This is a genomic window from Cohnella endophytica (assembly GCF_003628305.1).
GTDB lineage: Bacteria > Bacillota > Bacilli > Paenibacillales > Paenibacillaceae > Cohnella > Cohnella endophytica.
In genome coordinates, this window is the sequence record NZ_RBZM01000005.1 from 727,310 (window position 1) to 740,370 (window position 13,061).

A 13,061-nucleotide genomic window follows, 5' to 3' on the forward strand; every position below is an offset into this window, starting at 1 on the left:
AGAGGTGATCGCATGGCAACCGTAGTTAGTAAAATCAAGGAATCCTCCGCGGATAAAACATTTCTGTTCGTCGTGTACGTGATCTTGGCCGTCGTGCTGATCGTCGTGCTCTATCCGTTGATCTATATTCTCAGCAGCTCGTTCAGCAGTCCGTCCGCCGTATCGGCGGGTCGGGTATGGTTATGGCCCGTCGACTTCTCGCTGAAGGGTTACGAGACGTTATTCAAAAACCCGCAAGTACTGACGGGATACGGAAACTCCCTCTTCTATACGGCGGCCGGCACCATTATCAGCGTTACGTTGACCGTTATGCTTGCTTACCCGCTTTCCCGCAAAACGTTGTTCGGCCGTAACGCGATTATGATGATCGTCACGTTTACGATGCTTTTCAGCGGCGGGCTGATTCCGACTTACATGGTCGTCAGGGAGCTCGGCATGATCGATACGCGCTGGGCGCTAATCATTCCGAACGCGGTATGGGTATGGCAAGTCATTATCGCCCGGTCGTTTTTCCAAAGCTCGATTCCCGAGGAACTCGTGGAAGCGAGCGAAATCGACGGATGCAGCGACCTGCGTTTCATGCGGAGCGTTGTCGTCCCTTTGTCCAAACCGATCATCGCCGTACTTGTCCTTATGTACGCGGTCGGCCAATGGAATGCCTATTTCGACGCATTGATCTATCTCAAGAGCGCGGACAAATATCCTCTTCAATTGATCCTGCGAAGCATCATTATCCAGAACAACAGCGGCAACTCGGTTATGGACGCGATGAAGCAGGTGGAGAGGCAGCAGCTATCGGAGCTTCTGAAATATTCGTTGATCGTCGTGGCCACGTTGCCGGTGCTGATCATTTATCCGTTCGTGCAACGCCATTTCGTGCAAGGCATGCTCGTAGGTTCGGTCAAAGGGTGACCGTTGCCTGCGACGGTTGCCGGCAATTCCATTGGAAGGGGTGATCGTCATGTAGCGCCGTCGGCTACGAATGCTTACTCGGAACGCACTAACGCTTTAACCTAAACTACGAGAAGAAAAGGGAGCGATAACAAGTGTTGAAAAAGAGAATCGTAAGTATGCTAGCATTCGTCCTGATGGTGAGCATGGTATTAGCGGCCTGCTCCAAGAACGACAATGGGAACGCCTCATCTTCCGCGCCGTCGTCCGGATCCGGAGCGGCTTCGGAGCAATCGTCCGAGCCGGTCAAGGTTAAACTGTTCGCCGTCCAAGAGCCGAATATTGACCTTGCAACGAACAAGTTTACCAAGTTTGCGGAAGAGAAATTCAATATCAAATTCAACTTCGAGACCGTTCCTTCGGACGGCGCGAAGGAAAAACGTCAAATCTCGCTGGCGAGCGGCGATTATCCGGACGCGTACATGCTGACGGCTTACCTCGATCAATTCTCGCAAGCGGATCTGTTGAAGTACGGCAAACAAGGCGTACTTATCCCGTTGAACGATCTAATTAAAGAGTACGCGCCGAACATCCAGGCGGCTCTGGACAGCAACGCGGACCTAAAAGCGTTCAGCGTGGCTCCGGACGGCAACATTTACGGTTTGCCGGCATACACGCAATGTTTCCATTGCTCTTATCCGAATAAAATGTGGATCAACACGAAATGGCTCGACAACTTGAAGCTGCAAATGCCGAAGACGACCGAAGAATTCAAAAAAGTATTGGAAGCGTTTAAGAACGACGATCCGAACGGAAACGGCAAGAAAGACGAAGTTCCGTTAAGCGGATCGACGGAAGATTTCGGCGTACGGGTCGTTCCGTTCCTCATGAATGCTTTCGTCTATGACGACGATCGCAACCATCTCGTCTTGAAGGACGGCAAAGTGGGTTCTGCCGCGACGACGGAGGAATGGAGACAAGGCTTGACCTATATTAAATCCCTGTACGACGAAGGCTTGATCGATCCGGGCGCGTTCACGCAGAACGCCGAGGCTTTCAAGAAAATCGGGGAGAACGGAGACGCGCAAATTCTCGGCGCCGGAGCGGGCATGCACCCGGCAATCTTCGTTAACATCGACGTCGGCAACAAAAACTCCAAGGATTATAATCCGGTAACGCCATTAACCGGTCCGAACGGCGTATCTCTAGCGACGCACGACGGAGGAGGCGTATCTCCGGGCGCGAAATTCGCGATCACGAACAAAGCGAGCAAAGATGCACAGATCGCCATGATCAAGCTGGTAGATTACATGTTCACGACGGAAGGTCAGACCAACGCCGCGTCGGGCATGGAAGGCATCGACTGGAGGAAGCCGAAAGACGGAGAAGTCGCCCTGGGCGAAGGCGTGACACCGCAAGTCGCGACGATTCCGGCAGTCGAAGGCGAAGCTCCCCGCAACGCGGGTTGGAGCGGCATGGGCCACTTCTATATGCCGAAAGAATATCGCGACAGCTTCGTTCAAGGAACGGACATCTATGATTCCGCCAACTACGAGCGCCGTTTGTACCAAGCTACCTTGCTCTACCAAGGACACGAGCCGAAGGATTTGTTCCCGCTATGGGCGATCTGGCTAGATCCGGCGGAAGTCGACGAAGCAAGCATGCTTCAGACGAACATCCGCACGTATATCGACGAGAACGCATTGCAATTCATCACGGGACACAAAAACCTCGAGAAGGATTGGGACGGTTACGTAAAAGGTTTGAACGACTTGAAGCTGGGCCGTTACTTGGAAATTCTGCAAAAGGCATATGACGGTTCCACGTTCAAGCAATAAGAAATGGCATGAAAACCGGGCGCTTTAACTAAACCTAAAGCGCCCGGTTTTCCAATTCAACCGACAAGGGAGCTGAATGATGTGATCAGGGTGCTGGCGTTCGGTAAGGTACGGCTATGGTTCGTCGTTATCGCATTATTGCTGATGCAGTTCGCGGTACCGCAATTCCAAGTGAACGTCGCCAACGCGGCGAATAACGGTCTTGGCGCGAAGCCGTACATGGGTTGGAGCAGCTACAGCATGCAGGTGTATTCCAACAATTCTTCATGGATTACGGCCGCGCAGCTCAAAGCGCAGTCCGACGCGATGCACGCGACGCTGCAATCGCACGGCTACGAGTACATCAACGTCGACGCGGGCTGGAACGGCGGAATCGACGGCTACGGCAGACCGGTGCCGAGCTCGACGCTTTACCCGAACGGGCTACAGGACGTCATCAATTACGTGCACGCGAATGGCCAGAAGATCGGCTTGTATATGATTCCGGGCTTGTCGCCCCAAGCGTACAACGCGAATCTTCCGATCTATAACGCTCCCGGTTGCACCATGCAAAACATCGTCGTGCTGCCGCTGACGACCGCGGACTATTGGAATCTCGGGTATAAGATCGACTTCTCCAAGCCTTGCGCGCAGAAATACATTAATTCCATCGCCGACTTATTCGGCACATGGGGCATCGACTTCCTGAAATTCGACAGCGTTACGCCGGGGTCGGGACATAACGATACGACGATCGACGCGCGCGGCGATGTGGCCGCCTGGTCGCAGGCGCTTGCTCCGCACGGTATCTGGTTCGAGCTCAGTTGGGCTCTTGATCACAACTACGCCGATACGTGGAAGCAATACGCGAACGGCTGGCGAGTCGATTGGGATGTCGAAGCGTATCAGCCCGGAGTCAAGCTGACCGAATGGAACAACATCGCGCGCCTCTTCCCGGATGCCGCGACGTGGTGGCGGGACGCGGGGCCGGGAGGCTGGAACGACTTCGATTCGCTTAACGTCGGCAACGGCGCAATGGACGGATTAACGCAGGACGAGCGGCGTACGGCGATGACGCTGTGGGCGATGTCTTCCGCGCAACTGTACACGGGTAACGACTTGACCAACTTGGACAGCTTCGGCATCGGTTTGCTCACGAACGACGAGGTCATCGCCGTCAACCAAGCGGGAAGGCCGGCGCATCCGGTATCGACCGCATCCAACCAGCAAGCTTGGTACGCGAATAACGGGGATGGCACGTACACGGTTGCGCTTGTTAACCTGGGCAGCTCCGCCGTGAACGTTACCGTGAACTGGAGCGATATCGGCCTGAACGGAGCCGCGACAGTCCGCGACCTATGGACGCATACGGATCTGGGTTCTTTCAATACCGGATATACTTCGACTAGCCTGCCTTCGCACGCTTCGCGGCTATTGAAAGTAAGGGCGTCGGGCGGCTCCGTGACCGCGAACGACGACGATACCGGCATCAAGTATACGGGCAGTTGGCAACGCAGCTTTAATCGCGGACTGGGCGACTATCTGGACGACGTTCATTTTACGCAAGCGAACAACGATTACTTCGAGTATACTTTTAACGGAACGGGTATCGAGCTCATTATGGAAAAGGATTCTTCGCAAGGCAACGTCGATATCTACGTCGATAATGTCTTCAAGCAAACGGTGAATACCTATAACGCGACCCGCCAGCTTCAACAGACCGTATACGCGATCAGCGGACTTTCAAACGGTTCCCATACGCTGAAAGCGGTGAAGAAATCGGGAACTTACATGCTGCTCGACCAATTGCGGTTCAGCGTTCCTGCAGCGATACCGGTCAACGATACGGACGGAACGATTACGTATTCGGGGACATGGTCGATTAGCGGGAGCAGAGGATTCGGCGATTATTTGGACGACGTGCACTATACGCAAACGAATAACGACTACGCGCAGTTTACTTTTAACGGAACGGGTATCGAACTCGTCACGGAAAAGGATTCCTCGCAAGGGGATATCGACATCTACGTAGATAACGCATTCAAGGGAACGGTTAATACTTACAACGCGACCCGGCAAGTCCAACAGACGGTATATCGGATCTCCGGACTTTCGAACGGCAGCCATACGATCAAGGCCGTCAAGAAATCGGGCACCTACATGTTGATCGATCAATTCAAAGTCTTAAGCAACAAGATCCAGATTAACGATACGGATCCCGGAATCGTATATGCCGGTACGTGGTCTCTTAACGGCAATCGCGGATTCGGGGATTACAACAACGACGTTCACTTCACGCAGACGAACAACGACTATTTTCAATATACGTTTACGGGCACGGGCATTGAGTTCCTGACGGAAAAAGAAGCAGGCCAAGGGGACATCGACGTTTACGTAGACAACGTGTTCAAGGCTACGGTCAGTACGTACAACGGGACTCGTATTGCCAACCAGGTCGTCTATCAAATATCGGGTCTGACTTCGGGCAGCCATACGCTCAAAGCCGTAAAGAAAACGGGCACCTACATGCTACTGGACTCTCTAAGAGTAACGCCGTAATCGAAGACGCAGGCTCTCCGCGCCAGCGGGGGGCTTGCCATTTTGGAGGCTATTCGCATGAACGTCAAAAATAGGCTAAGCCGGCATAATATACGCTACGACCGTCCGGCTGCCACTTTCTTCGAAGGGGCGTTGCTCGGGAACGGGGGCTTAGGGGCCGTCGTCACGACGAGGCCGGACGCGATCGTCATTCATTTCGGACATAACGACGTCTGGGATATCCGGATCGCCGAAAATCATAAAGAGGAAATCGGCACGTTCGAAGACGTATTCGCGAAGCTGAAGGCGATACCAACCCATTACGCTTCGTTGGACGAAGACGAGTGGTACCGCGAATACGTGAAGATGGCCGCCGAAAACTACGCGTTCCCCTATCCGCGTCCGATGCCGTGCGGCTCTTTGCTCCTTGGCTTCGACCAACGGAAGACAGAGGTGCTCGAGCACGAGTTGCATCTCGAGAACGGTATATGCGAGGTTCATTTACTGACGGAGGGCATCCGGTCCGCGCTTCGGGTGTTCGTCGATCAGAAGTCGGACCGGTTGTGGGTCGCGATGAAGGAGGATTCGAATAGCGCGGAACCGGCTATGAAGGTATTCGATCGAATCAAACTGATTCCCGATCCGGAAACGCCTAAAGATTTGCCAGCGTATTCAGCAATCACGGACGAAACGAACGGAAGATTGGCTTTCCGTCAGCCGCTCCCCTATGCCGTTAACGGCAAGGAAGGCGATGCCGAGGATCGGGCGTTTCGATTGTCCGCGTCAGTGCAGGGAGCGGAATCGATGCAACGCGGAACGGGGGATGCGGAAGCGCGGCTGTCTTTACGGGCTGGATGGATCGTCTGCGCGGAGCTGGAGCACGGGCTTTCTTCGACAGTCCCGCAGGTCGAGGAAGAACCGGGATTCGGGGAACTCACGGAAGGGCGGTTGTTGGCGTTTGACGATGTTTTATCCGAATCGAGCGCGGCGTGGGACGAATACTGGTCCCGTTCGGGGGTCGAGTTAGCCGACGAGACGCTCGAAGCCGTCTGGTATCGCAATCTCTACTTCTTTAACTGCTCCGTGAAACCGGATGCATCTTGTCCCGGAATATTCGCGAATTGGAGCTACGGGAAGATCGGCGCGGAATGGCACGGGGATTACCATATGAATTACAATACGCAGCAACCGTTCTGGGTCGCCTTCTCCTGCAACCATGCCGACAAGCATCTGGCGTACGCGAACATGGTCGATCACATCCTGCCGGTCAGCCGTAAGTGGGCGCAAGAGTATTACGGGATGCGGGGCGCGTATTTCCCGCATTCCGCGTACCCCGTGCGGATGACGATGATGCCTTATCCGGTTCCGCATTGGGGATGGGAAATTTGCGAAACGCCTTGGACGGTGCAGAGCTTATGGTGGCACTATCTCTACACGATGGATTTGGCTTTTCTAGCGGATCGCGCTTTCGCGCCGATGAAGGACGCCGTGCTGTTCATGGTGGATTATATGAAACGTCCGGATGCGAGCGGGGAACAGTGGGGCGACGATCTGTACCACATTTTCCCGACCGTCGTGCCCGAGCTGTACGAGTTGACGCCCGGTTTTCGCCAAAACCGCGACTGCCTCGTCGATCTGACGTTGACGAAGTTTCTATTCCGCGCTTTCGCACAGGCATGCGAAGCGCTCGGCAAGGAAACGGAAGAAGCGGCATTGTTGGCGGAATCCAAAGAAGTGCTGAGCCGGTTCCCGGCTTATCCGACGGCGGAATCCGGGCGGGGGACGGTGTTTGTTTCCGTCGCGGGAGAGGATCCGGAAGTCGTCTACAACGTGCCGAACGGCATCTCGACGGTATTCCCGGGGGAGGACCACGGGTTGCATTCCCCGGCGGACGAGTACGCGATCGCCGTCCAGTCTTATCGAAACCACAGGAACGAGGGAGGCAACGATCTCGTGTTCTATCCGATGGCCGGAGCCCGGCTGGGTCAGCTTGACTTAGAGCGGTTCAAACGGCAAATCGCGTATTGCATGCTGCCTAACGGAACCTGCACCGATAAGCTTCTGCAATCGGGCGGACGGTATTCCGATACGACGCCGTTCGACTACATGGCTCCGATGGGCATCTGGTTCGAGAATTTCGCGCTTCCCGCCGTCATTAACGAATGTTTAATGCAAAGTTACACGGGTTCGATCCGACTATTCCCGAATTGGCCGAAGGACAAGCGAGCGGAGTTCTCGACTTTGCGCGCCGTCGGAGGTTTTCTCGTTAGCGCCGCCGTCGAGCAAGGGGAAGTACGATGGGTCGAAATCATCAGCGAGGCGGGCACGAGGCTTCGCTTGCACGATCCGTGGAACGAAAGCCGAATACTGGAACGCGATACGACAGCAGGAGAAAAGATCAGGTTGGTGAAGGAGGCGTGAGAGACATCGGCAATAGTAAAGTCGTTCATGAGCGAGAGGGACTGCCTCATTTCAGCGAAAAGCTGCGCTGTAATGGATCCGCGACAGTAGCGTTTCTGGGAGGGTCGATCACGGAAGGCTTCGGGGCGTCCGATCCCGATCGGACGAGTTGGCGGGCGCTGACCGAACGTTATTTCACGGAGAAATATCCGGACGTCCGGTGGACGTTCGTTAACGCGGGAGTTGGGGGAACGAACTCCTCGCTAGGCGCCCATCGGCTTCGATCGCATGTTCCATTGGCGGATGGGATAGACCTGCTTCTCGTCGAATTCGCGGTTAACGATAGTCAGCATCGCGATCGGTCGGAGGAAGGAAGAGCGGAAACGCTACGCGGCATGGAGGGGATTGTCCGGCAATGCCGGACAGGATCTCCAATGGCGGATATCGCGTTCCTCTATTCGGCCAGCAAGGACAACCTCGCCGAAACCGATCCTTTTTCGATCTCGGTACACGAAGAGGTCGCCAAGCATTACGGTATTCCTTCCGTATCTTTCTGGCGAGAAGCACGGGACTGGCTCGATGCGGGCAATGGACAATGGGAGGAACTGGCCCCGGACGGCGTGCATCCGAACGATGCGGGTTATGCCTTGTATGCGAAAGCGTTATTCGGGTTCCTGGAGCATGCGCTAGGTGGTTCCGAGACGACTGAGCGAGAGGCGAATTACAGCGAATGCAATCCTCTAGCCCCATTAAGAGAGGATAATTACGAGTTTGCCGCGATGTTGGATGCAACTAACGTGTACGATCTGCTAGACGTAAAATGGAGCGATAAACCCGAACCACTCGTGAATTGGAGATACGACGCCAAACATCTCGCGGCCGAGGAAGCAGGCGCGGAGTTTAGCTTCGAAGTCTACGGACGCGGCGCGGGATTGCTTCTTCTATGCGGGCCGGATACGGGGATATTTGAATTCTCCGTGAACGGCGGAGAGTATCGGGCTCATAATCCGTTCGACGAATGGTGCCCGCTCTTTAACCGTCCCGTGATGATTTCCCTGGTCTCGCAAACGAATGAAGAAAACTTGCGAATTAATGTCAGGAACACGCCGCTTAAAGACGAGCGAAGCACGGGCTATACGCTGCGGATGCTGGGGATTTTGCGTCATTAACTTGTAGCAGTTAGGGTGTAATTATTTTGTCCAATATTTGCATTGACGAGCTTATTATGAGGTGATATGATATATTTCGTTGTCGCGTTGAACTTTGACGCAATGGCGATATGCGGTCGTGGCGGAATTGGCAGACGCGCTAGATTCAGGTTCTAGTGGTGTAACAGCCGTGGAGGTTCGAGTCCTCTCGACCGCACCATACCTTCAACCCAAACTCTTCCTTCGGAAGGGTTTTTTTTGTATGCCGAAAGAATAATCATTTGTGCAGACTCGTGGTAAACTCAACAACTGATTCCGGTATGACTATCGGATTGCCAACAGCATAAGCCGCATGCGGCGCTTAGGGACGTTCGTCATTCGTCAGCGAATCGATACTTGTGTTGCAAAACAACATTTTTCGTTGTTTTAATGAGTAGTTAGTCCCGATGTTGCTAGTTATGATAATGATATCAAAAAGCGTCGAGGTGAAACATGAAATCGAAAGCGGTCTCGCTGGTAACGAATAATCCAATTAAAAAGAAATCAGTTTGGTCGCAATTTGTCAGACAATGGGACACGCAAATCATGATTATTCCAGGGATCATATGTGTATTCATTTTCAGTTATGCTCCGATGTATGGGGTTTTAATGGCTTTTAAAAATTACGATTTGTTTAAGGGCTTTTCTGCAAGCCCATGGGTAGGCATTAAGCAATTTGAAACCTTCTTTCATGCTCCTGAGTTTTCGTATGTACTAAGGAATACTCTTTGCATCAGTATGCTGAAGTTGTTGATTGGTTTCCCCGCTCCGATAATTCTTGCTTTGATGTTGAACGAAGTTCGTTTCATGGCATTTAAACGGATTATTCAAACCGTCACCTATTTGCCTCACTTTTTATCCTGGGTCATAGTGTCCGGTTTTGTCGTATCCATGCTGGCGACGGATAACGGAAGTTTAAACATGCTCTTACAAGAAGTACATCTGATTCAGGAGCCGATTAACTGGTTGTCTGTTCCTAGTTATTTTTGGACGATTCTCATTTCGACGAATGTTTGGAAAGACGTTGGATTCGCATCGATCGTTTATTTAGCCGCTATAGCCGGTATCGATCCACAATTATTCGAAGCGGCTTCAATAGACGGTGCCGGAAGGTTTAGGCAAATATTTGTGATTACGATTCCATCGATTTTGCCAGTTATAATCATTTTTATGATTTTGGCGATAGGAAATATATTAAATGCAGGATTCGACGACATTTTATTGTTGGCGCGAAACCCGATATTAAGAAATGTTTCGGATGTTATCGATACTTATGTCTATCGAGTCGGAGTCATGAATTCTCGTTACTCATATGCCACTGCCGTAGGACTGTTTAAATCCTTAATTAGTGTTGCGCTGTTGACTTTCGCTAATAGGCTAGCTAGAAGATCGGGAAACAGTTTGTGGTAAAAAAATGAAATTCCGTAAACGCAAATGAAGAAGGAGAGATTGAACGTGAAAAATAAAAAGGTTGTGTTTAGCGAGGCATGGAAAGTTGAGGTGTTGCAGGACAACCATTTCAACCCAAAGCTTTCAGCTAACGAGGTTCTGCTTAAAAAACGTTACACTTTGATTAGTCCCGGTACGGAGTTAGCATGCCTGTCCGGCAATGAAAGTTGGTTTTCCATGCCGACAGTACCGGGTTATTCTGCGGTCAGCGAAATCATTGAGACGGGAATCGACGTGAAAGATTTCAATGTCGGTGATGTTGTCTTTCATTATGGGACCCACTCCGAATACGAGGTTGCGAAAGTTGACGGCGTATTTCTTAAAGTTCCCGACGGTATTGATTTAACGTGGGTTCCCTTTGTCCGAATGGCAACAGTAGCCATGACAAGCATCAGAGTTTCGAATATCGAACTTGGAGACATGGTCATGGTTACAGGCCTTGGGCTCATAGGCAATATGGCTTCACAACTAGCCGCACTACAAGGCGCTTCGGTTATCGGCATTGATCTCTCGCAGCAGCGATTGGAAATTGCTCGTGAGTGCGGAGTAGAGCATGTGCTTGCCGGTAATGCCGATGTGAAAGAAAAAGTTAGGGGAATAACCACAGATAGAGGGGTTTCAACGCTTATTGAAGCAACAGGTGTACCTAGTGTTTCCTTGGACCATGTTTCATCCGTCGGAAAATACGGCGAAGTTATTTTGCTTGGAAGTCCGCGGGGGGCGTGCGAGGCAAATGTAACCGATTTGCTTAATCGCATCCATCTTAATGATCTAGGTTGCATTTCCTTTAAAGGGGCCCACGAATGGCGCTATCCATTGATGCCAGACGTGTTCGTAAAACATTCCCTTGTTCGCAATTCGAGGATCGTATTCAAGTTGATGCAACAGAAAAAAATAAAGATTGAACCGTTAATCAGCCATATCTTGCTGCCGGACGAGGCTCCTTCCGCTTATGAAGGACTTCGCAATAAGAAAGACGAGTATAGCGGCGTACTATATAAATGGCAATAAGGAGGAGCCCTAATGATCAGAGGATTGACCAGAGCCGGAATCGGGGGAGTCTCCGATGAACAATTGATTAAATTAGCGGCACGATACGGGTTTAGCGCCGTAGATATCGATGCATTGGCATTGATTAATAATCGGGGACTACCGGCGGCTCGCGAATTGCTGGAGCAGAATGGAGTAACCATTGGCTCTATCGAATTACCTGTCGAGTGGCGGGAATCCGATACGAAGTTCCGTCAAAGCATGAAAGATCTCGCAGTAACGGCAGAAGCAGCTGCTGCGTTGGGCTGCAGAAATTGCTGTACTTACATTCTCCCATCTACGGATGAAGAGCCGGCAGCCTACATGGCGCAGACTATCAAAAGGATGAGAGTGATTGCAGCTGTTCTGGAAGTCTACGAAATCCGGTTGGGATTAGAATTCGTTGGACCGCATCATCTTCGTACGAATTGGAAATATCCTTTCATTTGGACAGTGAAGGACACCCTGTTAATGATTGGCGCGATTGGACGGCCGAATGTAGGCCTTCTTGTAGATACCTATCACTGCCATACGACAGGGTTTACCTCTCAAGATTTGCTTACGCTGAACAAGGAACAAATCATTCATGTTCATATTAATGATGCCTACGATCTTCCAATAGAACAATTAACAGACTATGACAGATTATACCCGGGAGAGGGTGTTATAGACCTTGCGGGAATGATGGGCAGTTTGCAGAAAATCGGATACTTAGGAGCCGTTTCGCAAGAAGTTCTAAGAGCGGTATCGCCATCTGAATCGATCGATGATCTCCTCATGCGGTCGAAAAGCGGATTCGATAAGGTGTTCCTAAGTGATAGCCAAGGGGCACAAATATGAAGCAAAGTGTTAGTAATAGAACGATGAGTGCGGCGATTTACAGTTCGTTGCTACTTCTTGGCTTGGTTACATTGTATCCGTTCTGGAACTCGGTTGTCATAGCGTTTAATTCCGGGTCCGACACTTCAATGGGAGGCGTGACTTTCTGGCCAAGAGAGTTTACATTGGAAAATTTCAAAATTGTTTTGCAAGATAACCGAATCATACACTCTTTTATCGTATCTGTCTTACGGACGGCGATAGGAACGTTCCTTTCAATCTTTTTTACGTCAATGTTTGCCTACGGAATGTCCAAGAAGAACATCGTATTCAAAAAATATTATATGGTATTCTGCGTCATTACAATGTATTTCAGTGGAGGGTTAATTCCCTACTTCCTGTTAATTCGAAACTTGGGAATGATGAATTCCATATGGGTGATGATTATTCCCTCGATTATAAGTGTGTGGAATATGATCATTTTCCGTACTTTCTTCAACGAGTTGCCCGACGCGCTCGAAGAATCCGCAACTTTGGACGGTTGCAATGCGATCAGCACGTTCTTTCGCATCATTGTGCCCGTATCTGGACCTGTTATCGCAACCTTATCCCTGTTTACGGCAGTATACCATTGGAACGACTGGTTTACAGCGACCATCTTCATAAACAAAGCCAATTTGACTCCTATTCAAACACTTCTCCAACAAATTTTGAACTCTAATATCGCTTCGGAGATGCTGCAACAAGCTTCGGGAGGAAATGCCGCCGCGTTAGAGCAATTAAATCGGCAACAAACAATCACGACTAAATCATTAAGCATGGCGACTATGGTGGTCAGCACCGTTCCGATTATGATGGTCTATCCCTTCTTGCAAAAATACTTCGTAAAGGGAGTTCTCGTCGGATCCATAAAAGGTTGAACTCCACGATT

Annotated in this window: 9 protein-coding genes and 1 tRNA gene; all 10 read left to right on the forward strand. The window is 51.1% G+C overall.

Annotation, left to right across the window (positions count from 1 at the left end; all coding sequences use genetic code 11):
* Nucleotides 1–12 precede the first annotated feature (12 nt).
* The 10 genes from D7Z26_RS13350 to D7Z26_RS13395 all read left to right on the forward strand — a co-directional run bounded on the left by D7Z26_RS13350 (nt 13) and on the right by D7Z26_RS13395 (nt 13,050).
* Nucleotides 13–912 (forward strand): carbohydrate ABC transporter permease, encoded by a 900-nt coding sequence (locus tag D7Z26_RS13350; protein WP_120977447.1) that lies wholly within the window; start codon nt 13–15, stop codon nt 910–912.
* A gap of 137 nt (nt 913–1,049) precedes the next feature.
* Entirely contained in the window at nt 1,050–2,729 is a 1,680-nt protein-coding gene (locus D7Z26_RS13355) for an extracellular solute-binding protein (RefSeq protein ID WP_407643515.1), read from the forward strand.
* A gap of 81 nt (nt 2,730–2,810) precedes the next feature.
* The gene (locus tag D7Z26_RS13360) at nt 2,811–5,267 is read left to right on the forward strand and encodes a glycoside hydrolase family 27 protein (protein WP_233566853.1); all 2,457 of its coding nucleotides are present in this window, start codon (nt 2,811–2,813) and stop codon (nt 5,265–5,267) included.
* A gap of 57 nt (nt 5,268–5,324) precedes the next feature.
* Nucleotides 5,325–7,667, forward strand: coding sequence for a glycosyl hydrolase family 95 catalytic domain-containing protein (locus D7Z26_RS13365; RefSeq protein ID WP_120977448.1), 2,343 nt, complete (start codon nt 5,325–5,327; stop codon nt 7,665–7,667).
* The gene (locus tag D7Z26_RS13370; protein ID WP_158602293.1) at nt 7,664–8,815 is read left to right on the forward strand and encodes an SGNH/GDSL hydrolase family protein; all 1,152 of its coding nucleotides are present in this window, start codon (nt 7,664–7,666) and stop codon (nt 8,813–8,815) included. Before D7Z26_RS13365 ends, D7Z26_RS13370 begins: the two co-directional genes overlap by 4 nt.
* A 112-nt stretch (nt 8,816–8,927) precedes the next feature.
* A tRNA-Leu gene (locus tag D7Z26_RS13375) sits at nt 8,928–9,014 on the forward strand.
* 365 nt (nt 9,015–9,379) lie between these two features.
* Entirely contained in the window at nt 9,380–10,243 is an 864-nt protein-coding gene (locus D7Z26_RS13380; protein WP_407643516.1) for an ABC transporter permease, read from the forward strand.
* A 45-nt stretch (nt 10,244–10,288) separates the two neighbouring features.
* Entirely contained in the window at nt 10,289–11,293 is a 1,005-nt protein-coding gene (locus D7Z26_RS13385) for a zinc-dependent alcohol dehydrogenase (protein ID WP_233566855.1), read from the forward strand.
* A gap of 12 nt (nt 11,294–11,305) precedes the next feature.
* On the forward strand, nt 11,306–12,151 hold the full coding sequence (locus tag D7Z26_RS13390) for a sugar phosphate isomerase/epimerase family protein (RefSeq protein WP_120977452.1): 846 nt from the start codon (nt 11,306–11,308) through the stop codon (nt 12,149–12,151).
* Nucleotides 12,148–13,050 carry a carbohydrate ABC transporter permease gene (locus D7Z26_RS13395; protein WP_120977453.1) on the forward strand — a complete coding sequence of 301 codons (903 nt, stop codon included), beginning with the start codon at nt 12,148–12,150 and terminating at the stop codon, nt 13,048–13,050. Before D7Z26_RS13390 ends, D7Z26_RS13395 begins: the two co-directional genes overlap by 4 nt.
* The last annotated feature ends 11 nt before the right edge of the window (nt 13,051–13,061 follow it).